21 protein-coding genes are annotated in these 26,133 nt (G+C 70.3%); 8 read left to right on the top strand and 13 right to left on the bottom strand.

The features are described 5' to 3' along the window. Positions 1-191: 191 nt before the first annotated feature. On the bottom strand, positions 192-1,535 hold the full coding sequence (locus tag ACGFWE_RS29450) for a UDP-glucose/GDP-mannose dehydrogenase family protein (RefSeq protein WP_352388152.1): 1,344 nt from the start codon (positions 1,533-1,535) through the stop codon (positions 192-194). A gap of 179 nt (positions 1,536-1,714) precedes the next feature. Between ACGFWE_RS29450 and ACGFWE_RS29445 the strand changes: the two genes are divergently transcribed. The 3 genes from ACGFWE_RS29445 (at position 1,715) to ACGFWE_RS29435 (ending at position 4,316) form a co-directional block, all read left to right on the top strand. Continuing rightward, a complete protein-coding gene (locus tag ACGFWE_RS29445; RefSeq protein ID WP_393602856.1) occupies positions 1,715-2,872 on the top strand; it encodes an acyl-CoA dehydrogenase in 1,158 nt (385 codons plus the stop codon). Between the two features lie 178 nt (positions 2,873-3,050). Continuing rightward, entirely contained in the window at positions 3,051-3,413 is a 363-nt protein-coding gene (locus ACGFWE_RS29440) for a four-helix bundle copper-binding protein (protein ID WP_352388148.1), read from the top strand. An 81-nt stretch (positions 3,414-3,494) separates the two neighbouring features. Then, positions 3,495-4,316, top strand: a complete 822-nt coding sequence (locus tag ACGFWE_RS29435; RefSeq protein ID WP_393602854.1) for a class I SAM-dependent methyltransferase — start codon at positions 3,495-3,497, stop codon at positions 4,314-4,316. 35 nt (positions 4,317-4,351) lie between these two features. Here ACGFWE_RS29435 and ACGFWE_RS29430 read toward each other — a convergent pair whose 3' ends face one another. Beyond that, complete coding sequence (locus ACGFWE_RS29430) at positions 4,352-5,671, bottom strand: LCP family protein (RefSeq protein WP_352388144.1); 1,320 nt, start codon at positions 5,669-5,671, stop codon at positions 4,352-4,354. Between the two features lie 118 nt (positions 5,672-5,789). On the opposite strand from ACGFWE_RS29430, the gene ACGFWE_RS29425 reads away from it, so the two are divergent. Next, the gene (locus ACGFWE_RS29425) at positions 5,790-6,365 is read left to right on the top strand and encodes an acyl-CoA thioesterase (RefSeq protein ID WP_393602852.1); all 576 of its coding nucleotides are present in this window, start codon (positions 5,790-5,792) and stop codon (positions 6,363-6,365) included. 37 nt (positions 6,366-6,402) lie between these two features. Here the strand turns inward: ACGFWE_RS29425 and ACGFWE_RS29420 are convergent, their stop codons facing one another. Next, the gene (locus ACGFWE_RS29420; protein ID WP_393602850.1) at positions 6,403-7,863 is read right to left on the bottom strand and encodes an LCP family protein; all 1,461 of its coding nucleotides are present in this window, start codon (positions 7,861-7,863) and stop codon (positions 6,403-6,405) included. Between the two features lie 132 nt (positions 7,864-7,995). Between ACGFWE_RS29420 and ACGFWE_RS29415 the strand changes: the two genes are divergently transcribed. After that, entirely contained in the window at positions 7,996-9,039 is a 1,044-nt protein-coding gene (locus ACGFWE_RS29415; protein WP_393602848.1) for a glycosyltransferase family 2 protein, read from the top strand. Between the two features lie 40 nt (positions 9,040-9,079). On the opposite strand, the gene ACGFWE_RS29410 is transcribed toward ACGFWE_RS29415, so the two are convergent. The 6 genes from ACGFWE_RS29410 to ACGFWE_RS29385 form a co-directional block, all read right to left on the bottom strand. Beyond that, positions 9,080-10,621, bottom strand: coding sequence for an LCP family protein (locus tag ACGFWE_RS29410; protein WP_352388877.1), 1,542 nt, complete (start codon positions 10,619-10,621; stop codon positions 9,080-9,082). Between the two features lie 152 nt (positions 10,622-10,773). Beyond that, positions 10,774-12,507, bottom strand: coding sequence for an LCP family protein (locus ACGFWE_RS29405; protein WP_352388136.1), 1,734 nt, complete (start codon positions 12,505-12,507; stop codon positions 10,774-10,776). Between the two features lie 140 nt (positions 12,508-12,647). Beyond that, positions 12,648-14,258, bottom strand: a complete 1,611-nt coding sequence (locus tag ACGFWE_RS29400) for an LCP family protein (RefSeq protein ID WP_393602846.1) — start codon at positions 14,256-14,258, stop codon at positions 12,648-12,650. 100 nt (positions 14,259-14,358) lie between these two features. After that, entirely contained in the window at positions 14,359-16,104 is a 1,746-nt protein-coding gene (locus ACGFWE_RS29395) for an LCP family protein (RefSeq protein ID WP_393602844.1), read from the bottom strand. Between the two features lie 153 nt (positions 16,105-16,257). Further along, positions 16,258-17,442 carry an LCP family protein gene (locus ACGFWE_RS29390; RefSeq protein WP_393602842.1) on the bottom strand — a complete coding sequence of 395 codons (1,185 nt, stop codon included), beginning with the start codon at positions 17,440-17,442 and terminating at the stop codon, positions 16,258-16,260. 119 nt (positions 17,443-17,561) lie between these two features. Then, complete coding sequence (locus ACGFWE_RS29385; RefSeq protein WP_393602840.1) at positions 17,562-18,296, bottom strand: TIGR03089 family protein; 735 nt, start codon at positions 18,294-18,296, stop codon at positions 17,562-17,564. 129 nt (positions 18,297-18,425) lie between these two features. Here ACGFWE_RS29385 and ACGFWE_RS29380 point away from each other — a divergent pair, with 129 nt between their 5' ends. Next, positions 18,426-19,847, top strand: a complete 1,422-nt coding sequence (locus ACGFWE_RS29380; RefSeq protein ID WP_393602838.1) for a peptidoglycan recognition protein — start codon at positions 18,426-18,428, stop codon at positions 19,845-19,847. Positions 19,848-19,993: 146 nt separating this feature from the next. Continuing rightward, a complete protein-coding gene (locus ACGFWE_RS29375) occupies positions 19,994-21,076 on the top strand; it encodes an NDP-sugar synthase (protein WP_352388124.1) in 1,083 nt (360 codons plus the stop codon). Between the two features lie 37 nt (positions 21,077-21,113). Here ACGFWE_RS29375 and ACGFWE_RS29370 read toward each other — a convergent pair whose 3' ends face one another. The 4 genes from ACGFWE_RS29370 to ACGFWE_RS29355 form a co-directional block, all read right to left on the bottom strand. Further along, a complete protein-coding gene (locus ACGFWE_RS29370) occupies positions 21,114-22,121 on the bottom strand; it encodes a DNA-3-methyladenine glycosylase 2 family protein (protein WP_352388122.1) in 1,008 nt (335 codons plus the stop codon). 70 nt (positions 22,122-22,191) lie between these two features. Beyond that, positions 22,192-23,520: a coenzyme F420-0:L-glutamate ligase gene (locus tag ACGFWE_RS29365; protein ID WP_393603448.1), complete on the bottom strand. Its 1,329-nt coding sequence runs from the start codon at positions 23,518-23,520 to the stop codon at positions 22,192-22,194. Positions 23,521-23,570: 50 nt separating this feature from the next. Further along, the gene (gene cofD, locus ACGFWE_RS29360) at positions 23,571-24,530 is read right to left on the bottom strand and encodes a 2-phospho-L-lactate transferase (RefSeq protein WP_393602835.1); all 960 of its coding nucleotides are present in this window, start codon (positions 24,528-24,530) and stop codon (positions 23,571-23,573) included. A gap of 34 nt (positions 24,531-24,564) precedes the next feature. After that, positions 24,565-25,074 carry a cysteine dioxygenase family protein gene (locus ACGFWE_RS29355; RefSeq protein WP_352388118.1) on the bottom strand — a complete coding sequence of 170 codons (510 nt, stop codon included), beginning with the start codon at positions 25,072-25,074 and terminating at the stop codon, positions 24,565-24,567. A 699-nt stretch (positions 25,075-25,773) separates the two neighbouring features. Here ACGFWE_RS29355 and ACGFWE_RS29350 point away from each other — a divergent pair. Continuing rightward, positions 25,774-26,037 (top strand): WhiB family transcriptional regulator, encoded by a 264-nt coding sequence (locus ACGFWE_RS29350; protein WP_003990679.1) that lies wholly within the window; start codon positions 25,774-25,776, stop codon positions 26,035-26,037. The last annotated feature ends 96 nt before the right edge of the window (positions 26,038-26,133 follow it).

The raw sequence follows: 26,133 nt of genomic DNA, 5'->3' as shown, positions 1-26,133 counted from the left end.
CCTCTCCATTACGGGGGTGCGGTCTGTGAGAACGGTCGATTCCGCACTGTGCTCGAATGCAAATCGAACTCGTGTTGAGGATTCCGGGGAGGGCTGGCATATGCCTGGTTTGGAGGTGCTTCCGGCCACCACGACACGACAGGGCCCCGGCGCTGGAGTACGCCGGGGCCCTGTGCGGCCTGCTTTCGGGATCAGGCGGTCGGCCGCCCCATCGCCCGGTACGTCCACCCGGCCTTCCGCCACAGCACCGGATCCAGGGCGTTGCGGCCGTCCAGGACGACCTTTGCCGTCGCGACCTCGCCGAGGGCCGCCGGGTCCAGTTCGCGGAACTCCCGCCACTCCGTGAGGTGGAGGACGACGTCGGCACCCCGGACCGCGTCCACGGCGGTGTCGGCGTAGCCGAGGGTCGGGAACAGGCGGCGGGCGTTGTCCATGCCCTTCGGGTCGTAGACCGTGACCTGGCCGCCCTGGAGGTGGATCTGCCCGGCGACGTTCAGCGCGGGGGAGTCGCGGACGTCGTCCGAGTCGGGCTTGAAGGTGGCGCCGAGCACCGCGACCCGCTTGCCGAGGAACGGTCCGCCGCCCAGGATCTGCCGGGCCAGCTCCACCATCTGGCCGCGCTGACGCATGTTGATCGAGTCGATCTCGCGCAGGAACGTCAGCGCCTGGTCGGCGCCGAGCTCACCCGCCCGGGCCATGAAGGCGCGGATGTCCTTCGGCAGACAGCCGCCGCCGAAGCCGATCCCGGCCCGCAGGAACTTCTTCCCGATCCGGTCGTCGTAGCCGATGGCCTCCGCCAGCTTCGCCACATCGCCGTCCGCGGCCTCGCACACCTCCGCCATGGCGTTGATGAAGGAGATCTTCGTGGCCAGGAAGGAGTTCGCGGAGGTCTTCACCAGCTCGGCCGTCGGGAAGTCCGTCACCACGAACGGCGTGCCCTCGCCGAGCGGCGTCGCGTACACCTCGCGCAGCAGCTTCTCCGCGCGCTCGCTGCGCACGCCGACGACGATCCGGTCCGGGTGCAGCGTGTCGTCCACCGCGAAGCCCTCGCGCAGGAACTCGGGGTTCCAGGCCAGCTCGGCGTCCGCGCCGGCGGGGGAGTGGTCGGCCAGGTAGCGGGCCAGCCGGTCGGCGGAACCCACCGGCACCGTCGACTTGCCGACGACCAGGGCCGGGCGGGTCAGGTGCGGGGCCAGAGAGGCGATCGCGGAGTCGACGTACGACATGTCGCAGGCGTACTCGCCGTGCCGCTGCGGGGTGTTCACGCAGACGAAGTGCACGTCACCGAAGGCGCCGACCTCGGCGAAGTCCATGGTGAAGCGGAGCCGGCCGGTGGAGCCCTCGATGCCGGCGACATGCTTGCGCAGCAGGTCCTCCAGGCCGGGCTCGTACATCGGGACCTCGCCCCGCTGGAGCATCTCGATCTTCTCGGGCACCACGTCGAGCCCCAGGACCTCGAAACCGAGCTCGGCCAAGGCCGCGGCGTGGGTGGCGCCGAGGTAGCCGGTGCCGATCACGGTGATCTTGAGGGCCATGGAGACTCCAGAAAGGGGGACGGTCCGGTGCGCGCCCGAGCATAGTCGGAGCGCCTGACGGGCAGCTTTCCCGCTGTCGCCAAGCTCACGTCGTCACTCCCGTGGGCGGACCCCTAAAATTTGAGTTACTTAACGGTAATTAGCACAGGCATTGCAGCGTCCTTGGAGCGTGAGAGACCTTGGCCGGATCGGCTGACTTCGACCTGTACCGCCCGTCCGAGGAGCACGACATGCTCCGGGACGCCATCCGCTCGCTGGTGGAGGCGAAGATCGCGCCCTACGCCGCAGCGGTCGACGAGGAGGCCCGCTTCCCGCGCGAGGCGCTGGACGCGCTGGTGGCCAACGACCTGCACGCCGTGCACGTCCCCGAGGAGTTCGGCGGCGCGGGCGCCGACGCGCTGGCCACGGTGATCGTGATCGAGGAGGTCGCACGCGCCTGCGTGAGCTCCTCCCTCATCCCCGCCGTGAACAAGCTGGGCTCGCTCCCGGTGATCCTCTCGGGTTCCGAGGACCTGAAGAAGAAGTACCTGTCGCCGCTCGCCAAGGGCGACGCGATGTTCTCCTACGCCCTCTCCGAGCCGGACGCCGGCTCCGACGCGGCCGGCATGAAGACCAAGGCGGTCCGCGACGGCGACCACTGGATCCTCAACGGCGTCAAGCGCTGGATCACCAACGCGGGCGAGTCCGAGTACTACACGGTGATGGCCGTGACGGACCCGACGAAGCGCTCGAAGGGCATCTCGGCGTTCGTCGTCGAGAAGTCCGACGAGGGCGTCTCCTTCGGCGCCCCGGAGAAGAAGCTCGGCATCAAGGGCTCCCCGACCCGCGAGGTCTACTTCGACAACGTCCGCATCCCCGCCGACCGCATCATCGGCGAGGAGGGCACCGGCTTCGCCACCGCGATGAAGACCCTGGACCACACCCGCATCACCATCGCCGCCCAGGCCCTCGGTGTCGCCCAGGGCGCCTTCGACTACGCCAAGGGCTACGTCCAGGAGCGCAAGCAGTTCGGCAAGGCCATCGCCGACTTCCAGGGCATCCAGTTCATGCTCGCCGACATGGCCATGAAGATCGAGGCCGCCCGTGCCCTGACCTACCAGGCCGCGGCCGCCTCGGAGCGCCTCGACAAGAACCTCACCTTCCAGGGCGCGGCGGCCAAGTGCTTCGCCTCGGACGTGGCCATGGAGGTCACCACGGACGCGGTCCAGCTCCTCGGCGGGTACGGGTACACCCGGGACTACCCGGTGGAGCGGATGATGCGCGACGCGAAGATCACGCAGATCTACGAGGGCACGAACCAGGTCCAGCGGATCGTGATGGCGCGCAACCTGCCGTAACCGGTCGGCGTGGCGACGACCGAGCCCCCGGACGCGTTCCGGGGGCTTTGTCGTACTGCGGGTGGGGCATTCCGGGGCGGATTGGTCGCGTCCGTCCGATGGCGCACGGCCGGGGAGGGGCGTAGGACGGAAGGGCACGGGGGCCCGTCCCGGGCCCCCGCGTCCCCGAGGAGGAGCCATGACCCAGGCCGAGAGCATGACCGCGATGAGCAAGGAGATGCAGGACTGCGTGGCGGCGTGCATGGAGTGCCACAGCGTCTGCGAGGAGACCATGAGCTCCTGCATGCAGATGGGCGGCCAGGCGCAGATGCAGATCATGCGCGCGCTCATCGACTGTGCCGAGATGACCCGCATGTGCGCGGACATGATGATGCGCCGCTCGCCCATGTCGGCCGAGATGTGCGCGATGTGCGCCAAGGCGTGCGAGATGTGCGCCGAGGCGTGTATGTCCATGCCGGACGATCCCCAGATGATGCGCTGCGCACAGGCGTGTCGTCGCTGTATGGAGACCTGTCGCGCGATGTCGGGCATGGCGATGTGACGCCGGCCGGCTGACAGCGGTCCAGGGGCCGGGGGCATCCGCCGGGATGTCCCCGGCCCTGGGTGCGGCAGGCTGGGGTCCATGACACACGCGAACGCGACCGAGGCCTTCGACGCCGCCGAGCGCGAGATGTGGAAGGACCGCACCGAGGCCTACGCCGGCAGCTTCGCGCGCCTGTGCGCCCATCCCGTGGAGGCCCTGCTGGACGCCGCCGGGGTCGAGGCGGGTACGCGCGTCCTCGACGTCGGCACCGGCACCGGTACGGCGGCCGTGGCGGCGCGGGCGCGCGACGCCCTGGTGAGTGCCGTGGACGCCGATGCCGGGATGGTGGCGGCGGCGCGGGCCCGCGGGGTCGACGCGCGCACCGGTGTACTTCCTGAACTCCCTTACGGTGACGGCGAGTTCGATGCCGTCGTCGGCAACTTCGTCCTCAACCACGTGGGCCGCCCCCGAGCCGCCCTCGCCGAACTCCACCGCCTCCTGCGCCCCGGCGGCCGGATCGCCCTCACGACGTGGAGCGCCCGGCGCGGCGCGGGACAGGACCTGCTCGGCCGGGCCTGCGAGGCGGGCGGGGCCGTACCGCCGGCCTACCTCCCGCGGCTGGATCCGCCGCAGGACTGGAGCCGTACGGCGGACGGCCTCGCCGAACTGCTCGGTGAGGCCGGATTCATCGAGGCGGAGGCGGCCGAACTCGCCTGGGACCACCGGGCCGGTGTCGAGGAGTGGTGGAGCGGTGCCGCGGGCGGTGTCGCCACGATAGGACTGGTCGTCACCTCGCAGGACCCGGGGACCGTCGTACGGATCCGGCGGGAGTACGACCGGCTGTGTGCCGAACACACGGTGGCGGAAGGGCGGTTGGCCCTTCCGCACATCGCGCTGCTCGGTTCGGGACGGCGGGCTTGAGGGCCCTGGCCCTCAGTTGCCCGAGACAGTGAACCTCAGTTGCCCGAGACCGTGACCTTCTCGTCGTTCTTCAGCTCGTCGACCAGCGTCTTGACCTTGGCCTTGTCCCAGACCAGGTTGCCGCCCGTGGAGCCGGAGATCGGCATGTTCATGGACGTGCCGTCACCGCCGTTGACGCCCTTCATCGCCCAGAACATCTTGCCCAGGTCGTACAGGCCCATGTCCTTGTCGACGATCAGCGAGTCCAGGCCCGCGCCCATCGTCGGGTAGAGCTTGAAGGGGTTCAGGATGGTGCTCGGGGTGGCGACCTGGTTGGCGAGCGCGTTGAGGAACTTCTGCTGGTTCTTCGTGCGGTCGAGGTCGGAGCCCGCGAGGGCGTACCGGGTGCGGACGAAGGCGAGCGCCTGGTCGCCGTTCAGGGTCTGCTTGCCCGCGGTGAAGTCGGCACCGGACTTGGTGTCCTTCATGCCGCCCTTCGGGATGTCGATCTCGACCCCGCCGACCGCGTCCACGATGTTCGCGAAGCCGGCGAAGCCGATCTCGACGTAGTGGTCGATCTTCAGGCCGGTGTTGTACTCGACCGTGCGCACCAGCAGCTCGGGGCCGTCCTCGGCGTAGGCGGCGTTCAGCTTCACGTGCCGGCCCGTGCCCTTGTACGTCTTGCCGGACTCGGAGCCGACGAAGCTCGGGATCTCCACGTTCGAGTCACGCGGCAGCGAGATCAGGGTGTCGCCGTTGCTGCCGGTGTGCAGGATCATCATCGAGTCGGTGCGCTTGCCCGCGGCGGAGCCGGTGTGCAGCTGCTTCTTCTGCTCGGAGGAGAGCCCGGCGCGGCTGTCGGAGCCGACGATCAGGTAGTTGGTGCCGTCGCCCTGGTCCGGCCGGTCGATGACCTTGGACAGGTCGACCTCGCGGTTGAGCTTGGAGTCGGCCCAGAAGTAGGTGGAGACGGTCGTCACGACCAGGCCGGTGATGACGACGATCGCGGTCCACTTGATCCGCTTGCGCCAGTTCGGCGCGGGCCGCGGACCACGGCCGCCGCCCGGATCGCCGGGGTCGCCGTAACCGCCGCCCCCGGAGCCGCCGTAGACCTGGCCCGTGTTGTAGCCGCTGTCGTACGCGTCGTAGTCACCGCCGCCGTGACCCTGGCCGTTGACGTACGACGGCTGCTGGGGCACGCCGTTTCCGTACGGCGGCGCGGACGGGCTCCGGCGGCCGTACGCGCCCTGCCCGGGCGCCCCCTGATCGCGGCGGACCTGCCGCATCACGCGGGCGCTCTCGGGCTGTGCGCTCGCGCTGCCGCGTCCGTACCGGTCGCGGTCGTCGCCGGACCATCCCTCGGGCCAATCGTTCATGGGGCCCAGTGTGCAGGTACCCGCTGGGGCCTATACAAGGGTCGTCGGAAAATCAGGTCAGCGCTGTTGCCAAGCTGACACAAATTCCCGAATTGTCATCAGGCATAGGGTGAGGGACATGACAGACCAGGCCACCGCCGCCGCACCAGGCACACCGGAGATCCCGGAGACGCCGGAGATCCCCGGCAAGCCCACCTCGGCGTCCCGCACCACGCTGAGCCACATCATGACCCAGGCCGACACCAACCTCCTCGGTACCGTGCACGGTGGCGTGATCATGAAGCTGGTGGACGACGCGGCTGGCGCGGTGGCCGGCCGTCACAGCGGCGGGCCCGCGGTCACCGCCTCCATGGACGAGATGGCGTTCCTGGAGCCGGTCCGGGTGGGTGACCTCGTCCATGTGAAGGCGCAGGTCAACTGGACCGGCCGGACCTCGATGGAGGTCGGTGTGCGGGTCCTGGCGGAGCGCTGGAACGAGTCCACGCCCGCCACCCAGGTCGGCTCCGCCTACCTCGTCTTCGCGGCGGTCGACGCCGACGGCAGGCCGCGCCGGGTCCCTCCGGTGCTCCCGGAGACGGAACGCGATGAGCGCCGTTACCAGGAGGCGCAGATCCGCCGCACCCACCGCCTCGCGCGCCGCCGGGCGATCATGGAGCTGCGGGAGAAGCGGGCGGCGGAGGGGTTCGAGGACTGAGCCCGCCCCGTGAGAGAGCTCACGGACAGCGCTCCGCCTACACGCACCCCACCTCGTCCCCCGTGACCACTCCGAACTCCCCCTGCAGCTCGTCCTCGGCCCGTACCTTGCGTACCCGGTCGAAGTCCGTGCCCGCGAGCACCTTCAGCACCGCCCCCTGGCCCTTCACCGCCCGCAGTTCGCTTCCGGGCAGGGCCGCCGCCAGGGAGCGGGCCGAGCGGTCCCAGCGGGGGTCGTAGGCGATGACCGTGCGCTTCAGGGTGCGGTCGGCCGAGTCGACCGGGTTGCCCGTCGTACGGAATCCCGTCGAGGCCAGTGCCGCGTCGACCCGCTTGCCGAGTCCGTCCGTCGCCGTGCCGTTCTCGACCTGGACGCGGATCTGCTGCGGGGAGACCGGGACCAGCATGGCCCTGCTCTTCGGCTGGTGCGCGGCCAGCGGCTGGTCCTCGCGCAGGGCCTTGAAGAGCCGCTCGGACTTCACGGGGTCCCACTTCAGAGTCGAGCCCACGCCCTTGACGGCGTATCCCATCTGTCCGATCGGCACGGTCGTGAACTCCGAGGAGGAGGGGGAGAAGTTCCGCATCGCCCGGCCCAGGTCGAGCAGTTCGTCCGTGCCGAAGCCCTTGTCGGCCCGTACGGAGCCGAGGACGGCCCGGGCCACATCGCGGAACTTCATCGGGTTCAGGAGGACGCCCGACGAGGTGGCCCGCCCGATCAGTGCCGCCAGGAAGCGCTGCTGCCGCTTCATCCGGCCGAGGTCGGAGGAGCCGTCGGCGTGCCGGGCGCGGACGTACTGGAGTGCCTGCCCGCCCATCAGCCGGTGCCGGCCCGCCGCGAGGTCGAGGCCGGTGTACGCGTCCTTCAGCGGGTCGGCGTTGCAGATCTCGACGCCGCCGAGCACGTCCACCGTCCTCATGAAGCTGGTGAAGTCGACCTCCAGATAGTGGTCGATCTTCACATGGGTCATGGACTCCACGGTCCGGACGGTCAGCTGCGGCCCGCCCTCCGCGTACGCCGCGTTGATCTTGATGGGGTGTCCGTGATGGCGCTCCCCCGTGGTCGCGTCGACGTGCGCCGGGGTCGTGGCGTACGAGTCGCGCGGCAGGCTCACCACGCTCGCCCGCTCCCGGTCGTCCGAGATGTGCACGATCATGATCGTGTCGGTGCAGTGGCAGGGTGCTCCGCCCAGCCGGTACTTCTGGCGCTCCGCCTCGGTGATCCTGTCGCGGCCGTCGGTGCCGACCAGCAGCACGTTCATGCCGTGTCCGGCGCGCGGCCGGTTCTTCATGTCCTTGAAGGGGTCCACGCGCGTGATGTCCGCGTCGAGGCTGGTCATCACCGCGTGCCCGATCCCGGCGGAGGCGAGCACGACGACGGACAGGGTGGTCACCGCCCGCATGGCCCAGCGGGGCCGCTTGCGTGGTGCGGGGGGCCGCGGGGGCCTGCGCTGCGGGGGGCGAGGGCGGGCGGCGGAGGGCCGGGGGGGTGTGGTGGGCATGCGGGGACACCTCCGCGAGGAACAGCCGAACGAGGGATCTTGAGCACCGTAGGCCCATACGATCTGCGACGACCGGCGCCGCCCCGGGCGGGGCGCGATGGTGTCCCCCGTTCGCGGTAACGTGAGCACCCTATGAACGCCAAGCCCGACGTGCGGCCCCCCGCTGTGTCTGTGATCATGCCCGTCCTCAACGAGGAGCGGCATCTGCGCGGAGCCGTCGAAGCGATCCTCGCGCAGGAGTACGCCGGCGAGATGGAGGTCGTGATCGCCCTCGGTCCCTCCACGGACCGCACGGACGAGATCGCGGCCCAGCTCGTGGCCGAGACTGCATCTTTTCAAAGCAAGCGCGTCCACACCGTCCCGAACCCCACCGGCCGCACCCCCGCCGCCCTCAACGCCGCGATCAAGGCCTCCCGCCATCCGATCGTCGTCCGCGTCGACGGGCACGGCATGCTCTCGCCGAACTACATCGCGACCGCCGTACGGCTCCTGGAGGAGACCGGCGCGCAGAACGTCGGCGGCATCATGCACGCCGAGGGCGAGAACGACTGGGAGCACGCGGTCGCCGCCGCGATGACCTCGAAGATCGGCGTGGGCAACGCGGCCTTCCACACGGGCGGTGCGGCGCAGGCCGCCGAGACCGTGTACCTCGGGGTGTTCCGCCGTGAGGCCCTCGAGCAACAGGGCGGCTACAACGAGGAGTTCATCCGCGCCCAGGACTGGGAGCTGAACTTCCGGATCCGTGAGGCGGGCGGGCTCATCTGGTTCTCGCCCGAGCTCAGGGTGTCGTACCGCCCGCGGCCGAGTGTGAAGGCCCTCGCCAAGCAGTACAAGGACTACGGCCGTTGGCGGCACGTCGTCGCCCGCTACCACGAGGGCTCCATCAACCTGCGCTACCTCGCTCCGCCGGCCGCGGTGTGCGCGATCGCGGCCGGGATCGTGGCCGGCGCCGCGCTGACCCCGCTCGGCTTCGTGATCCCCGGCGGCTATCTCGCGGCGATCGTCCTCGGCTCGCTGCCCGCGGGCAAGGGGCTGCCGCTGAAGGCACGGCTCCAGATCCCCGTCGCCCTCGCCACCATGCACATGTCGTGGGGCTACGGCTTTCTGACCAGCCCGCGCTCCCTGGCCAGGCGGGTCATCGCCTCGCGGCGGCCGGCCGTGCTGAACAAGGTGTGAACTCAAGGACGGCGCCCCTCAGGACCGAGGGGCGCCTTCGTCACCAGGTGAAGCCCGGGTTGACGTGCATGCAGGCCGTGTCGTCCGCGCCGTTGAGGGCCTCAGCGGTCTTCGGGGTCGTGTCGTCCTCCTTGGGCGCCTTGTACGTCGCCCCCTCGCGCCAGTCGGCGCCCACGACGAGCGTGACCCCGGAGACATCGGTCGACTTCTTCACCGAACTCACAGGGATACCCAGGGACTTGGCGACCGCCTCGGCGTCGCCCCGCAGTTCCGCGCTCGGATAGCGCACGAGCGTCGTCGCCTCGCTCAGTGACGCGGAACGGTCGGAGACGGCCTTCTCGAAGCCCTTGTCCACCAGCAGCGCGGCCACCGTGCTCGCGCGTCCGCGCGCCGCGGCCAGGCTGTCGGTGCGGGTGCCGTTCTGGACCAGGACCCCGATCTCGTCCTTGGCGGCGGCCGGGTCGTCGGAGGCCGCCTCGGTCTTGCCGGCGGTCGCCTTCTTCGCGTCCTTGCCGTCCAGCGCGATGTCCTCGCGCACCAGCCGGAAGAGCTGCTCGGCGTCCTCGGTGGGCTCCACGCGCGCGCCGACGTAGCGGTTGGGCATGGTCGTCATGGTGATGCGCGCCGGCTCCACCTTGCGCAGCTCGTTGCTGAGGTCGTAGAGCTTCTTCACGGTGCCGAGCCCCGAGTCGACGGTGACGGCCTTCGTGGCCTGCTCGGCGAGCTTGCGCAGCTTGTTCGGGCTGCTGAGGGTGGCGTTGTCGCGCAGCTCGCGCACCATCGAGTTCATGTACATGTGCTGGGCCTTCGCGCGGGCGAGGTCGCTGCCGTCCTCGAAGCCGTAGCGGGTGCGCAGCCACTGCAGGGCCTGCTCGCCCTTGACCGGGTGCGTGCCCTTCTCCAGCTTCAGGCCGGAGCCGTGGCCCTGGCTGTCCCGCGAGAGGATGTTGGCGTCCACGCAGACCGGCACGCCGCCGATGGCGTCGGCCATGGACACCACGCCGGAGAAGTCGACCATCATGAAGTGGTCGATGTGGATGCCGGTGAGTTCCTGCCAGGTGGCCACCGTGCAGCCAGGACCGCCGTGGCCGAGGCTCTGGTTGGCCATCACCCGCCCGTCGCTCGCCGCGTACACCTTGCCGTCGTCCGGGTCGGTGCACTTGGGGACCTTGACGAGGGTGTCGCGGGGCATGCTGACGACCGAGAGGTTGCTGCGGTCGGCGGACAGGTGCAGCAGCATCTGCACGTCGGCGAGCGGCGTGGAGCCGAAGGTCTCCTTGGCGCCGCCGAGTTCCTGGTTCTCCTTGCTGTCCCGGGCGTCGGAGCCGATCAGCAGGATGTTCAGCGGGGTCTGGCCCGCTGCGTTCGGCGTCGGCTCGGCGACCTTGTTGTCGCCCAGGTTCAGGTCGTCCTGCTCGATGTTGGAGTTCAGGTGCCGGTAGTAGAGGTAGCCGGTTCCGGCCACCGCGAGTATCAGCACCGCGAGCGTGGCCGCGGACCATCTGAGCATCTGGTGTTTGCGCGGCGCCCTGCGGCTGCCGTGCCCGCTGTCCCCCTCGGTCGCCGGCGCGACTTCCTGCACGCTGTATTGCGTTGTCAACGTTCCCGTCCTCCCCACCCACCCCACCGGACCCGCGGTCATGCCACGGGCCCGCCGCACGTCTTAGACATACGACGGGGCCGTGAGGTTGCCCTATGAACCTGTGCGAGACCTGGGACCCGCCTCCGGGGGCCTCAGCTCGCGCACTGCGCCTTGTCGGCGGTGGACTTCTCCACGCCCGGCGTGGCGGCCGTGGCGGAGCTGAGCTTCACGCCCGCGCCCTTGAAGTCCTTGCCCAGGGTGAGGGTCATGGCGGGCAGGCCCTGGGAGTTGGTGACGCTCTTGCCGGGCTTCAGCGCGGAACCCGACAGGCCCATGATGTCCGCGAGGCGGCGGGCCTGGTCGGCCTGGTCGGGGGCGTACTCCAGGGTCGTCCTCGCGAGCGCCGCGTCGGCGTTGCCCGCGTTCTCGGACTTGGTCACGCCCGCCTCGGTCTGGAGGTAGGACAGCTGTTGCTGCGCGCTGCCCGCGACCGCACCGCCGTTGAGGATACGCACCCGTACGTCGGAGGCGGCGGACTTGGCGCCCTTGAGCCGGGCCGCGACCTCCGCCTTCTCCTTCTTCTCCTGCTTCTTGACCTCGGTGAAGGACACGTCGTTCTTGATCGCGTCGAAAATGGCGGGGGCCTGCGTCTCGTTGACGACCACCGTCGCCTTGACCGTCTCGGCGGGGTTGTCCTTGACCGGGATCGTCATGAAGCTGATGTTCTTCGTCGGCACCTTCTTCAGCTCCAGGGCGATGTCCTTGAGCACGCCGACCTTGCCGATCGCCTTGTCCACGGTCAGCGCGCCGGTCGCGGCCTCCGCCAGCTTCAGCAGCTTGGCGGGGCTGGTCAGGGTGTCGCCGGAGGTCATCTTGCGCATCAGCGAGCCCAGGAACTGCTGCTGCACCTTGATCCGGTCCAGGTCGCCCTCGTTGCCGAAGGCGTGCCGGGTGCGCACGAAGGCGAGGGCCTGCTCGCCCTCCACCTTCGACGTGCCCGCGGGCAGGACGAGCTTCGACTTCTTGTCGTTGACGGCCTTCTCCACGCAGACCTCGACGCCGTCGACCGCGGTGGTCAGGGTCTTCACGGCGTTGAAGTCGGCCATCACGAAGTGCTGGGGCTTGATGCCGGTGGTGGCCTCGACCGTGCGCATCGTGCAGCCCGGGTCGCGGCCGCTCTCACCGAGGCTCCTGTTGAAGCGGACGTCCTCCTGCCCCGCGACGACCTTCTGTGAGCCGTCCTCCTGCTTGGTCTCGCAGTCGGGTATGTCGACGATCAGGTCGCGCGGGATGCTGAGCGCGGTCGCGTTCGTCCGGTCCTTGGCCACGTGCAGCAGGATGTTGGTGTCGGCGTGGCCCACGCTGCCCGCGTCGCCGTAGCCCTCGTTGCCCTCACCGGTGCGCTTGTCGGTGCCGATGATGAGGATGTCGAAGGCCTCGTCCTTGCTGAAGTTGCTCGCGGCCGCGTCGCCGACATCGGCCGTGCCGACGTTGCCCTCCAGGTGCTTGAGGTAGACGTAGCCCGTCGTGGCACCGGCGACCAGGACGAAGGCCATGGTGCCGCCGGTCCACAGCAGCGCCTTCTTCGCCTTCGACTTCTTCTTGACCGGCCGGCGTCCGCGCCGCCCCGGCAGCGGTTCCTCGGGCGGCGCGCCCCGGCGCCTGCGCGGCGGCGGGACGTCCCGGCCGGGGGCCACGGGCGTGGTCGTACGACCACGCGGTGCTCCCGGCCGATTCGGGGAGGGCGCGGATCCCCGCTGACCGGGGACGGCCGACTGCGGTGCGGAAGGGCCCAGTCGCAGTTCGTATTCACCGGTGTTCGGATTGAGCACCCACTGGTCGGCGGGGTCGACGTCGTCCGCCCGCCCACGGCCTTGTGCGTCCACGGTTGTCCGAATCCTCCGTCAGGGCCACGCGGCGATCGCTGGATCGCTCACCCTATCCGCCCGGTCGGGCCTTGAGCGACGTGAGTTGTTCCCGTGCCGATTCTGCAAACAGGTACGTACGCCAGGACCCCAGCGTTCGACTACCACTGGTACACCCCGTACACGTCCATGCACTGCCCGGTGTCCGAGCCGTTGATGGCGTCCGTATTGCCCGGGAGATCACCGGCCCTGGCCTCGGACTGCTTCGGATACGCCGTCCCGGTACGCCAGTCGGCGCCCACGACGAGGGTGACCCCGGAGACATCGGTCGACTTCTTCACCGAACTCAAGGGAATTCCCAGGGACTTGGCGACGCGCTGGGCGTCACCCTCCAGATCGGCGCTCGGGTAGCGCACCACGGTCCGGTCCTCGGAGAGGCCCGCCGTCGCGTCCTTGGACGCCTGCGAGAAACCTTTCCGCACGAGCTCCTCGGCGATCGTGCCGGCGCGTCCGCCCACCGGGCCGAGCGTGGAGGTGGCCGTCGCGTTCTGCACGAGGACGCCGATCTCGCCGTCGGGCGCGGAAGGGGCCTTGGTGGCCTGCGCGGTCTTCTTCCCGGCGGAGCTCTTGCCGTTCTTGCCGTTCTTGTCGAGGGGCACGTCGTCGCGGAGCATCTCCCAGAGCTTGTCGGCGTTCGCGCCGTCGGGTACGACGTGGTCCTCGTTCTTAGGGTCCTGGACGTTCGGCATCGTCACCGAGGTGATGCGGTCCGTCGGCACCGACTTGAGCTGCATGCCCAGGTCGTAGAGGTCCTTGACCGAGCCGATCTCCTCGGACACCTTCAGGGACTTGGTGGCCGCCTCGGCCAGGCCCATCAGCCGCGGGGTGTCGGTGAAGACGTTCTGCCCCTTGAGCGTGCGCATCATCGAGTTCAGGTACATGTGCTGGGCCCTGGCCCGCATCAGGTCGCTGCCCCAGGCGTGCCGGGTGCGCAGCCACTGCAGGGCCTGCTTGCCCTTGACCTTGTGCGTGCCCGCCTTCATCTTCAGCCCGGAGCCGCCGGACACGTCGCGCGTCGGGCGGTCCCACACGTTCTGCTTCACACAGACGGAGACCCCGCCGATGGCGTCCGCCATCCGCACCACGCCGGAGAAGTCGATCGTCATCCAGTGGTCGATGTAGACGCCGGTGAGGTTCTGCCAGGTGGCGAGCGTGCAGCCCGCGCCGCCGCGGGCCAGGGAGAGGTTGATGATGTCGGTGGTCGCCGGGTACGTCCTGCCGGTGTCCGGGTCGGTGCACTTGGGGATGTCGACGCGGGTGTCGCGCGGGATGCTCACCATTGCCGCGCTCTTGCGGTCCGCGGACAGGTGGATGAGCATCTGCACATCGCCCAGCGGCGGGTTGCCGCGGTTGTCCCTGCTGCCGCCGAGCTTCACGTTCTCGTCGGAGTTACGGCTGTCCGAGCCGATCAGCAGGATGTTCAGCGGCGTCTGCCCGGCCGCGTTGGCCCCGGCCTTGTGTGCCTTGGAGTCACCGCTGCTGCGCTCACCCTTGCGGATGTTGTCGTTGAGATGCTGGTAGTAGAGGTATCCGGCGCCGGCCGTGCCGAGTATCAGCACGGCGAGCGTGGTCGCCGACCATCTCAGCACCCGGTGCTTGCGCTGGGCCCTGGCCCGCCGCCGCCCGTGCCGCCCGGGTTTCTCCGGACCGGCCCCCTGGGCGGGCCGTACATCCGCCCGCGCCCCCTCCTCGTGCACACTGCTGTGCCCCATCCCCTGTCTCCCCACCCTCACGCGCCGAACGAACGAAAAGACCTGCCGTACGACTGGTTAGACGCACGACAGGTCTCTTAGGTCACCGCGGAGCCGGCTCTCACTTGGCGCACTCGACCTTGTCGGCCGTGGACTGCTGCACCCCCTCGGGTGCCTTCGTCGCCGTGGTGAAGGAGACCCCGGCGCCCTTGAAGTCCTTGCCGAGGGTCAGGGTCATGGTGGGCAGGCCCTGGGAGTTGGTGACGCTCTTGCCGGGCTTCAGCGCCGAACCGGACAGCCCCATGATGGCCGCGAGGCGCCGCGCCTGGGCTGCCTGGTCGGGGGCGTACTCCAGGGTCGTCTTCGCCAGCGCCGCGTCCGCGTTGCCCGCGTTCTCCGACTTCAGCACGCCCTCCTCGTTCTGGAGGTACTCCAGCTCGGCCTGCGCGCTGCCCGCCACCGCACCGCCGTTGAGGATGCGCACCCGCACCTCGGACGCGGCGGACTTGGTGCCCTTCAGACGGGCCGCCGCCTCCGCGGCCTCCGCACTCTTGGAGGCGCTCGCCTTCTTCTTGACCTCGGTGAACGACACGTCGTTCTTGATCATGTCGAAGACCGTGGGGGCCGTCTCGTTGTTGAGGACGACCGTCGCCTTCACCTTCTCCGCCGGGTTGTCGACAACCGGCACGGTGGCGAACGTCAGGTTCTTCACGTTCAGCTTGCCCAGCTCCAGGCCGAGGTCCTTCAGCTTGCCGATGCTGTCGAGCTGCGAGTCGACGGTCAGCGCCTTCGTGCCCGCCTCGGCCAGCTTCAGCATCTTCGCCGGGTTGGTGAGCGTGTCGTTCGACTTCAGCTTGCGCATCAGCGCGCTCAGGAACTGCTGCTGCAGCCCGATCCGGCTCAGGTCACCGCCGAAGCCGACCGAGTGCCGGGTGCGCACGAACGCGAGGGCCTGCTCGCCCGAGATGGTGTGCGTGCCCTTGGACAGCTTGAGCTTGGAGTCCTCGTCGTCGATGTCCTTGGCCAGACAGACCTCGACTCCGCCGACCGCCGTGGTCAGCGTCTTGACCGCGTTGAAGTCGGCCACCATGAAGTTGTCGGCCTGGATCCCGGTGAGCTCCGTCACGGTCCGTACCGTGCAGCTGGGGGTGCGTTCGTCCTGACCGAGGCTGGTGTTGAAGCGGACGTCGTCGCTGCCCGGGATGACCTTGGTGGTGCCGTCCTCCTGCGTGGTCGGGCAGTCCGGCACATCCACGATCAGGTCGCGCGGGATGCTCAGCGCGGTCGCGTTCGTCCGGTCCTTGGAGACGTGCAGCAGGATCGTGGTGTCCGCGTGCCCGACGCTGTCCTTGTCGCCGTAGCTGCCGTTGCCCTTGCCGGTCCGCTTGTCGGTGCCGATCAGCAGGATGTTGATCGCCTTGTCGGACTGGAAGCCACCGGTGCTCGCGCCGTCGTCGGAGACGGAGGTGATGTTCCCGTTGAGGTGGCGGATGTAGAGGTAGCCGCCGCCCGCGGCCGCGACGAGCACGAAGGCCATCGTGCCGCCGGTCCACAGCAGCGCCTTCTTCGCCGTCGACTTCTTCTTGACGGGCCGGCGTCCGCGCCGCCCCGGCAGCGGTTCCTCGGGCGGCGCGCCCCGGCGCCTGCGCGGCGGCGGGACGTCCCGGCCGGGGACCACCGGAGTGGTCGTACGGCCGACGGGCGTGCCCGCCCTGCTGGGGGAGGGCATGGATCTACGGGGACCGGGAACACCCGACTGCGGTGCGGAAGGGGTCAGTCGCAGTTCGTATTCACCGGTGTGCGGGTTGAGTACCCACTGGTCGGCGGGGTCGATTTCGCCCGCCCGCCCACGGCCTTGTGCGTCCACGGTTGCTGAATCCTCCGTCGGCCGGATGCACCGGATCGCTCACACTAGCCGTCCGATTCGCCGACAGGGTACGGCGGTGACGCATTCCACGTCCCTACAACCGGGCAATCCGCCCATTTGCCCGGACGCGGCTTCGTCACCTTGGCAAACGCTTTACCCGCAGGTGTCCTGGGCGGCCGTGTTGCCGCGGAAGGCGGGGGTCCCGTCGCCGTTCTCAGATTCTCCATAGGGTTCTTCGTCATGAGAATCTTCTGAAACCTTCGGGGCTTTCTCCGTCACCTTCACCGGCGCATCCTTGCGCAACCGTTCGAAAAGCCGCCGGGCCTCGGGTTCGACGAGTTGATCACGATTGGCGTCGTAGACGTACGACTCCCGCGGCACGGTGAGGAATTGCACCCGCTCGGTGGGGATGTGCCTGAGTCCGCGTACGAGTTCGTACAGCCCGCGCAGACTCGCCAGTGCGGGATCGGTGGTGAGCGAGGAAGTCGCCGCGTCCAGCACGGGATAGAGCTTCACCGGATTCAGCAGTACGTCATTGCTCTGCACCTTGTTGACGAGTGCCCCGAGAAAGCGCTGCTGACGGTCCATCCGGCCGGTGTCGCTGCCGTTGCCGAGGGACTTGCGGGCCCGCACATAGCCGAGCGCCTCCTCGCCGTTCAGCGTCACCCGCCCGGCCGGAAGCCGCAGCCTGGCCGCCTTGTCGTCGATCGGTTCGGCGAGGCAGACATCGACCCCGTCGACGGCGTCCACCATGTCCTTGAAGCCATGGAAGTCGACGACCATGTGATGGTCCACGCGAATGTTCGTGAGTTTCTCGACGGTCCGGATCGTGCAGGCCGAACCGCCCAGCTGGAAGGCGTGGTTGAACATCGCGAACATGGGCTCACTGCGGGTCCCGTCCCGCCCCAGACAGGCCGGCACGTCCACCATCAGGTCCCGCGGCAGCGACACGGCGGTCGCGGCCCGCCGCCCGGCGGCCAGATGCAACAGGATCGTGGTGTCCGACCGCGCGGTCCCGGAGTCCCGCCCGTACCGCGCGTTCCCGTCGCCCGCCCGTGAGTCGGACCCGATCAGCAGGATGTTCTGCGCGCCCTTGACGAGCGAGGTCGGCCGGTCCTTCTCGTACCGGGCGAGCTCCGCGGCGGCGGCGTCGTCCGCGGTGATGTTCCCGTCGAGCTTGGCGTAGACGGCCCATCCGGTACCGCCGGCCGCCGTGGCGACCACGGCGCCGGCGAGCCCGGCACCGCGCAGCCACCGCCGTCGGCGCCGGCGTATGAACCCTTCACCGTCGGCCGACGCCCCGAGGCCGGGCCCGAGGCCGCGAGCAGTGTCGGTCACGAGTCGGCCCACCCCTCATGGCGTACGGGTCTGTCCGTACGACCATGACGCGTACCGCTTCCCGGGGGCGGCCGGTACTGCTCCACTCGGGTGACCGCACCCGGCGTCCGGCCGTCCGGTCACCGGCGTACGGCCGTGACCCGCTCACTCTCGATCCGCTTGGTGAGCCCTTCCTCGCCCAACTGCTCCAGATGACGGCACAGCACCACGGACCCCCCGTTGGCGAGCGCCCCGTACAGCCCGGCGTTCAACCCGTCCCACGTGTCGTACGACAGCCCCGACAGCACGCGATCCCCCGTCCCCTCGGCCCGGGCCCGCTCGACGACCTCCGCAGCGCTGAACTCCCGGCCGGCCACGACCAGCGCGGGCCCGTCCGGATCCACCGGCGCGAACGGAACGAACCGGTCACCCTGGCTCGGTACCTCCACGGCGTAGTCCACGAACCCGTCCGGCGTCTGCGGGAACCGGCCGCCCAGCGGCCGCAGGGCGAGAGCGACCCGCTCCCCGGAACACGCCCGGGCCGCCGCCAGCGAATCCGGCCCGCTCACCACGACGTCCGCCGCCGAAGGGTCGCCGCCCACGTCCGCGACCACCCCCACCGACGCACACGCCAGCAGCCACACCGCCGTCTGCCAGTGCGCGGGCAGCAGCAGCGCCACCCGGTCGCCGGGTGCCGCGGCGAGGTCGCCCTGGAGGAGGTTCGAGGTCTTGGCCACCCAATTGGCGAAGGTGGCCACGGACAATTCGACCCGTTCACCCGTGGCGTCGTCGTAGAAGGTCACCAGGGGGCGTCCGGGGTCCGCGGCGAGCGCGGAACGCAGCAGGTCGGCAGGGGTGCGATCGGTGGCGTTCATCCGCGAAAGCGTACGCGGGCCCGCGGCCGGACACCTCCGCGCGGGGCCACCGGTTCGGCGCAACGGCACCCGACGGCCCGTCAGTTCCCCGATGGACAGATTTATATGACTATGTCCAGGATCGGGAGCATGCGTGGACTTCTTGCTTCCTCGGTCGGCGTCACCTGCGCGGTCGCCCTCGCCCTTCCCCTCACCTCGTCCGCGGTCGCGGCGAGACCGGTGTCCTCCGCTGCCGTGAGACCGGCATCGGGCGCGGGAGCCCTCGGGGGCACCCAGTCGCTGCCCCTCGCGCCCCTCACCTCCCGGGACCGCACCCTCGCCCCGGTCGCCGAACAGGGCCTGCCACGCCGGGATGTCCGGCACTTCTCCCTCGTGGGCGTCATCTGGGACGACCCGGACGCCGTCCTGAACGGCCGCGTCCAGGTCCGCACCCGAGCGGTCGGCGCCGACACCTGGTCGGGCTGGCAGGACCTGGAGATCCACAACGACGACGCCGCCGACCCCGGCACGGCCGAGCGCACCTCCGGCCGCGTCCACGGCGCCACGGCACCGCTGTGGGTGGGCGACTCCGACGGAGTGGAGGTACGAGTCCGCGCCGAGGCCGACCGCAGGACCGAGGACACGGCCCGCGGCTCCCGTACGGCGACGACGACCGCCCCGCTTCCCGCCGGTCTGCGTCTGGAACTCGTGGACCCGGGGGAGAGCGCACCGGCGCCCACCGGCGAGGAGAGCGCGGCCGGCGCACCCCGGCGCGCTCTCGCACCACGCCCCGCGCCCACCGCCGACCCCGCCGATGCCGACGCCGCCAATGACGCTTCCGCCGCCAACTCCGGTCTCGTCGGCCTCGGCGCCACCGAGATCCCGGCGCTGGACCGGCAGCAGACCGAGCAGGAACTGTTCGCCCTGCGTGCGGCGGAGTTGACGGGGCAGCAGCGGGTGAAGCCGTACATCGGGCCGCGCCCGCGCATCGTCACCCGGCACGGCTGGGGCGCCGACGAGGGGCTGCGCGAGCGGACGTTCGTCTACACGAAGAAGGTCAAGGCGGCCTTCGTGCACCACACGGCGTCCGGCAACGGGTACCGCTGTACGCAGGCGGCCTCGCTCATTCGCGGTATCTACCGCTACCACGTCAAGAGCATGGGCTGGCGGGACATCGGCTACAACTTCCTCGTCGACAAGTGCGGAAACATCTACGAGGGCCGGGCGGGCGGCGTGGCGAGGCCGGTCCTCGGCGCCCACACCCTCGGCTTCAACTCCAACAGCATGGGGATCGCCGTTCTCGGCAGCTACGGCGCCAAGAAGCCGCCCGCCGCCGCGACGAGGGCCATCGCACAACTCGCCGCGTGGAAGCTCGGCCTGCACGGCGCCAACCCCAAGGGCAAGACGTATCTGAAGTCGGGCGGTGGCAACCGCTATCCGAAGGGTAAGAAGGTACGACTGAACGTGATCTCCGGTCACCGGGACGGCTTCGCCACGGAGTGCCCCGGACGGCAGCTCTATCGCAAACTCGGATCCACCCGCACGACAGCCGCCCGTCTCCAGGGCCGTTGACGGTCGGTTCGTACACCCGTTTCACCGCCGTCGGGGGGCAGGCGCGAATGCCGCACGGCCGCCGAAGGTGCAGCACAACGGTCTGCATACACTGGCCGGTCGAAAGGCAGTTCGGGCCGGTCCCGGGCAGGAAGCGGAGACGACAGGTGACAGAAGCGATCCTCCTGGTCGGCGGCAAGGGCACGAGGCTGCGGCCCCTCACGGTGCACACCCCGAAGCCCATGGTCCGCGCGGCAGGCGTCCCCTTCCTCACCCATCAGCTGGCCCGGGCCAGAGCGGCGGGCGTCGACCACATCGTCCTCGCGACGAGCTACCTCGCGGAGGTCTTCGAGCCGTACTTCGGCGACGGTTCGTCCCTCGGGCTCCACCTCGAGTACGTCACCGAGGAGGAGCCCCTCGGCACGGGCGGCGCGATCCGCAACGTGGCCGCCCGGCTGCACTCCGCCCCCGACGACCCGGTCCTGATCTTCAACGGTGACATCCTGACGGGCCTGGACATCAGGGCGCTGGTGCGCACACACGAGACCACGGGCGCCGACGTCTCCCTCCACCTCACCAAGGTGACGGACCCCCGGGCCTACGGACTGGTCCCCACCGACGACACGGGCCGGGTCCTCGCCTTCCTGGAAAAACCCCAGAGCCCCGAGGAGATCGTCACCGACCAGATCAACGCGGGCGCCTACGTCTTTCGCCGCTCGGTCATCGACACGATCCCGCAGGGCCGTCCGGTCTCGGTCGAACGCGAGACGTTCCCCGAACTCCTGTCGGCCGGAGCCCACCTCCAGGGCATGGTGGACTCGACGTACTGGCTCGACCTCGGCACCCCCGCCGCCTTCGTCCGCGGCTCGGCGGACCTGGTCCTCGGCCGGGCCCCCTCCCCGGCGGTACCCGGCCGCTGCGGCGACCGCCTGATACTGCCCACGGCAAGGGTCGCCGCCGACGCGAAGCTGACGGGCGGCACGGTGGTCGGCGAGGGCGCGTACATCGCGCAGGGCGCGCGAGTCGCCGGCTCGACGATCCTGCCGGGCGCGGTGATCGAACCGGGCGCCGTCATCACCGACTCCCTGATCGGCACCAGGGCCCGCGTGGGCGAACGCTCGGTCCTCACGGGCACGGTCATCGGCGACGGCGCGATCATCGGCGCCGACAACGAGCTGAGGGACGGCGCGCGGGTCTGGTGCGACGCGCAGATCCCGGCGGGAGCGGTCCGCTTCTCGTCGGACCAGTGAATCCGGAAAACCAGCCCCGACGGCGCCCCCACACCGGTCACAACCGCCCGATGTCTCCCCGGGTCATCTTCGGCGCCCGCCTGGGAGGCGTACGCCCACTCAGCAGGATCAACCGAGCCGCCCGATGCCGCTGCCCCGCGTACGGCTCCAGCAACGACAACATCGCCGCGTCATCCGCGTCCCGGTCCCCGGCGAGCGCGAACCCCACGATCCCCGGCAGATGCAGATCCCCCACGGTCACCGCGTCCGCCGCGCCGTGACTGCGCTGCACCACCTCCGCGGAGGTCCACGGCCCCACCCCCGGCACGACCTCCAACCGGGCCTGCGCGGCGGCCGGAGACATGCCCACCGCCTCCTCCAGCCGCGCGGCCACCCGCACGGCCCGCAGGATCGTCGAGGCCCGCTTGTTGTCCACCCCGGCCCGGTGCCACTCCCACGACGGAATCAACGCCCAGGTCCGGGGCGCCGGCATCACCCACAGCCGCCCACCCGCCGCGGGCCCGGGCGCCGGCTCCCCGAACTTCCGCACCAGCATCCGCCAGGCCCGGTACGCCTCGTCGGTGGTGACCTTCTGCTCCAGCACGGAAGGGATCAACGACTCCAGCACCAGCCCGGTCCGCGTCAGCCGCAACCCAGGCCGCCGATGCCAGGAATGCGCCACGACCCGATGCCGGGGCACGAAGGCGGAAGGATCGTCCGCGGCCCCGAGCAGCTCCGGCAGCCGCGCGAGCAGCCACTCACCCCCCGGCCCCCACGCCTCACCGCGCACCTCACCGCCGTACACGCACACCCGCAGGGTCCCCGGCCCGGCGGGCGTACGGCTGGCCCGCCACACGGACCCGTCCGGAAGAGCCCGGAAGGTGGGATCAGCGGGCCCGCGCCGCAGCGCCCCGAGCACCAGCCCGAGATCGACGGGCCACCCCGGCGTCCACCTCCGCACCAGCGGGGCCTGCACCGGCGCCGCTTCCCGCCGGGCGGCGGGCACGACGACCTCCCCGCCGCGCGTGGTCGTACGCGTGGGTCGCGGAGCGAAACGTCCTGCCACGAGTGAAGTCCTGGGATACGAGAGGAACCGGGGGAGCAGCCCTATGAGACTAGGCGCAAGCAGAGGTCCACTACCGCACCTCGATGAAGCTCCCCGCGTCCCGCTCCGGCCGGGGCCGGGGCTCCTCCGCCGGATGCCCGACCGCCACAGCCCCCATCGGATCCCAGTCCTCCGGCAGCCCCAGCACCTCGCGCACCACATCGCGGCAGAACATCGTGGACGACACCCACGCCGACCCCAGCCGCTCCCCGGCCAGCGCGACGAGGAAGTTCTGCACCCCGGCCCCCGCGGCGACGACGAACATCTCCCGCTCGGCCGCGTCCCGGCGCACATCGCCGTACGTGTGCGATCCGTCCATCACCAGACAGGGCACGACGAGATACGGCGCCTTGCGCAGCACGTCCCCGCGCCGCACCCGCTTGGCTATGGACTCCTCGGACTTCCCGTCCCGCCGCAGATCGGCGATCCAGGCGTCCCGCATGGCGTCCAGCAGCCCGGTCCGCGAGGCCTCGGACTCCAGCAGCACGAACCGCCACGGCGTGGTGTGGTGCGGCGCCGGCGCGGTGACGGCCGCGGCGACGGCCCGTCGCACGGCTCCGGGGTCGACGGGCTCGTCCGTGAAGGCCCGTACGGTACGGCGCTGGGTGACCGCCTCCCGGACCGCCTCCGAGGTGCCCAGCCGGAACATGTCGTCGCGCGCGTGGCGCACCATGGCCCGCGCCCCCTCCCCGTGACCCTCTGCCACGACATGCGCCAGCCCGCGCACGACGGCGACGGGCAGCCCGGCCGCCTTGCCCTTGACGAGATCACCGGCGGCGGCCAGTTCGTCGGCCGTCGCGACGACGGTCGCGCTCAGCGGATTGCCGTACGTGTCCGTCCCGCCCCGCAGATCGTCCAGCACCCGCACCCCGGCGGCGCCGATCGCGACATCGGTGAGCCCGGCGCGCCAGGGCCGCCCGAAGGTGTCGGTGACGACCACCCCGACGTCGACCCCGAGGGCGTCCCGCAGCCCGTCCCGGATCGCCCGCGCGGACGCGTCCGGGGCCTCGGGCAGCAACAGCACGGTCCCCGCAGGGGTGTTGGAGGCGTCCACCCCGGCGGCGGCCATCACCAGCCCCTGCCGGTTCTCCACGATCCTTAGCGGCCCGCGCCGCGCCACGACCCGCACGGTCTCGGCGTCGATCGCGGCCTCCCGGTCGCCCGCCTCGACGACCCGCCCCTCCGCCTTGGACACGATCTTCGAGGTGACGAGCAGAACGTCCCCGTCCACAAGCCCCGGCTCGGCGCCGGCGATCAGCTTGGCGAGATCGTCCCCCCGCGCGACCTCGGGCAGCCCGGAGACGGCCCACACGCGGTAACCCCCGCCCACCGCGCCACCGACAGCGTCGGACCCGGCCACCGCTTCCGGCGTCTCCGCCGCGCCCCGCGTCCCCTGCGACGCCTCGCTGCTCACGCTCCGCGCACCTCCTCCGCCCACTCCAGCGCCTCCTGTGCCATCCGCGCGGTCGCGTCGAGGTCGGTCATCATCAGCGGTACGGCCCGGCAGCGGATGCCGGCCGACTCGATCCGCTCGACCGCGCCGGCGTCCACGGTGTCGACGAGCCAGCCGTCCAGCAGCCCCGAGCCGTAGTGCTCGGCGACCGCCGCGGCCGTGGACTCGACGCCGACCGCTGCCAGCACCTTGTCCGCCATGCCGCGCACGGGCGCGTCCCCGACGATGGGGGACAGGCCCACGACGGGCACCCCGGCCTCGGCGATCGCCTCACGGATACCGGGCACGGCGAGGATGGTGCCGACGGACACGACGGGGTTGGACGGCGGGAACAGCACGACGTCCGCCTCCGCGATCGCCTCCAGGACCCCCGGCGCCGGCTTGGACTGCTCCGCGCCCACCGGCACGACCGCGTGGGCCGGCACGGACGCCCGCAGCCGCACCCAGTACTCCTGGAAGTGCACGGCCTTGCGCTCACCGTCGACCTCGACCGCGACATGCGTCTCGACCCGGTCGTCGGTCATCGGGATCAGCCGCACCCCCGGCTTCCACCGGTCGCACAGCGCCTCGGTCACCGCGCTCAGCGGATACCCGGCACCGATCATCTGCGTCCGCACGATGTGCGTGGCGAAGTCCCGGTCCCCGAGCCCGAACCACTCGGGCCCCACCCCGTACGCGGCGAGCTCCTCCTTGAGGTGGAAGGTCTCGTCTGCCCGCCCCCAGCCCTGCTCCTCGTTGATGCCGCCGCCGAGCGTGTACATCACCGTGTCGAGGTCCGGGCAGACCTTCAGTCCGAAGAGGTGGATGTCGTCCCCGGTGTTGCCGATGACCGTGATGTCCGCGTCCGGCGCGGCCTGCTTCAGACCACGCAGGAAACGGGCACCACCGATGCCGCCTGCCAGAACCACGATTCGCATGGAAGCCAGTCTTGCAGGCGGGTACGACATCGCGTCACGCGGTTACGACGTCCACCTCGTCGTAGGACTCACGGGCGGTGCAGGCCGTGTACATCGGCATCTCCGTCAGGCCCGGGTAGTAGACGTGCAGGCTCACCGCCGGCTCCAGCGCGTCGTTGACGACCTCGTGCACGTACCCCGGCGCGAACACCCGCTGCCCTCCCGCCCCCAGCGTGCGCGTGCCGCGTTCGGTCCGCTCGGTCAGCGCCCCCTCCAGGACGGTGAGGACCCCGGAGGAGCGGCCGTGGTCGTGCAGCCCGCTGCCCTGACCGGGGACCCAGGACAGCAGCCACACCTCGTAGCCGGGCCCGGTACGCAGCCGGTGGTACCAGCGGCTCGCCGCGTCGTACTGGACGAGGTGCGCCCACTGCGAGCGGTCGGCGGCGAGGGAGCGGGCGAGTCCGACGAAGTCGGCGACGGTGGCCGGGTGCTCGCTGGGGGCCTGGAGGAGGTGCGGGACCTCGAGGAGGTCGCCGGCGATCTGGAGGTCGTTGTCGCTGTTCATGGGGTGCGGTGGTCCTCGGCGAAGAGTGGGGGCTGGCTGGGTGTCACGTACCGTCCGCCCGGCTCACGGGAAGACAGGAATGCCCTGGTGCGGGCGGGGCACAAGCAGCCGAGTCACGGTGGACTCAGGAGCAGCCGGAGCGCGATGGGCTCAACAGCTGGAACAGCAACAACAGCTACAGCGAGCGCGGGCAGCACCGTGGGACCCGGCCGTGCGGGTCGAGGTGAGTGCCAAGTTCGCGAGCATGCCCACAAGGACAGCGGCTCACACCTTCACTGTCAACTCGACACCCTGGAAGTGGGACATGTTTCACCTCATCCGGTCCATCTCCATGGTGAAAGGTTTGTTCAGGCGTCGACCGGGACACATGGCGCACAACCGGGCGCACGGGCCGTGAGTTCACCGCGACTTCCCCGGGTGCGTACGGAACGAGTTCGAACTGACGGGCGTCCTTCCCTGCACAGGTCCCCAAGGCCTGGCGCGGCTCGGTAGCCCTCTCGGGTCTCGTCTGCCTGTCAAGGTTTATGCCGATTTGAACACTTTCAGCTAGGCCTTGGTTCCGCAGAGTGAATAAGGGGCCCAATAGCAGATCTCGGCTTGACTCGCCCGGAGCAGCACACTTGTAATTTCACTCGTGTCGTTCAGCCGAAATCGGTAACGGCCGTCACACGGGGACGCGAAGACAGACGAGGGGCGCACATGACCGAGCTGGTGCAGCAACTGCTGGTCGACGACGCGGACGAGGAACTCGGCTGGCAGGAGCGCGCACTGTGCGCCCAGACCGACCCCGAGTCCTTCTTTCCCGAGAAGGGCGGCTCCACCCGCGAGGCCAAGAAGGTCTGCCTCTCCTGCGAGGTCCGCTCCGAGTGCCTCGAATACGCCCTCGCCAACGACGAGCGCTTCGGCATCTGGGGTGGCCTGTCGGAACGCGAACGCCGCAGGCTGAAGAAGGCCGCCGTCTGAGGCGAGACAGGCTCCACCGCACTTTCCGTACGCAACCGAACGGCCCGTCGCACCTGGGTTATCCACAGGCGGCGGGCCGTCGTCCTGCCCAGCCGA

Origin of the sequence: Streptomyces sp. NPDC048523 (assembly GCF_043199815.1) — a bacterium.
Lineage (GTDB): Bacteria > Actinomycetota > Actinomycetes > Streptomycetales > Streptomycetaceae > Streptomyces.
The sequence above is the reverse complement of the archived record's forward strand: the minus strand, read 5'-3'. Positions and strand labels throughout refer to the sequence as shown.

Bases quoted from the DNA above. Each gene is read 5' to 3' on its own strand.
- ACGFWE_RS29450 (WP_352388152.1), bottom strand. From the start codon at position 1,535: ATGGCCCTCAAGATCACCGTGATCGGCACCGGCTACCTCGGCGCCACC.
- ACGFWE_RS29440 (WP_352388148.1), top strand. From the start codon at position 3,051: ATGACCCAGGCCGAGAGCATGACCGCGATGAGCAAGGAGATGCAGGAC.
- ACGFWE_RS29435 (WP_393602854.1), top strand. From the start codon at position 3,495: ATGACACACGCGAACGCGACCGAGGCCTTCGACGCCGCCGAGCGCGAG.
- ACGFWE_RS29430 (WP_352388144.1), bottom strand. From the start codon at position 5,671: ATGAACGATTGGCCCGAGGGATGGTCCGGCGACGACCGCGACCGGTAC.
- ACGFWE_RS29425 (WP_393602852.1), top strand. From the start codon at position 5,790: ATGACAGACCAGGCCACCGCCGCCGCACCAGGCACACCGGAGATCCCG.
- ACGFWE_RS29420 (WP_393602850.1), bottom strand. From the start codon at position 7,863: ATGCCCACCACACCCCCCCGGCCCTCCGCCGCCCGCCCTCGCCCCCCG.
- ACGFWE_RS29415 (WP_393602848.1), top strand. From the start codon at position 7,996: ATGAACGCCAAGCCCGACGTGCGGCCCCCCGCTGTGTCTGTGATCATG.
- ACGFWE_RS29400 (WP_393602846.1), bottom strand. From the start codon at position 14,258: ATGGGGCACAGCAGTGTGCACGAGGAGGGGGCGCGGGCGGATGTACGG.
- ACGFWE_RS29385 (WP_393602840.1), bottom strand. From the start codon at position 18,296: ATGAACGCCACCGATCGCACCCCTGCCGACCTGCTGCGTTCCGCGCTC.
- ACGFWE_RS29380 (WP_393602838.1), top strand. From the start codon at position 18,426: ATGCGTGGACTTCTTGCTTCCTCGGTCGGCGTCACCTGCGCGGTCGCC.
- cofD (WP_393602835.1), bottom strand. From the start codon at position 24,530: ATGCGAATCGTGGTTCTGGCAGGCGGCATCGGTGGTGCCCGTTTCCTG.
- ACGFWE_RS29355 (WP_352388118.1), bottom strand. From the start codon at position 25,074: ATGAACAGCGACAACGACCTCCAGATCGCCGGCGACCTCCTCGAGGTC.
- ACGFWE_RS29350 (WP_003990679.1), top strand. From the start codon at position 25,774: ATGACCGAGCTGGTGCAGCAACTGCTGGTCGACGACGCGGACGAGGAA.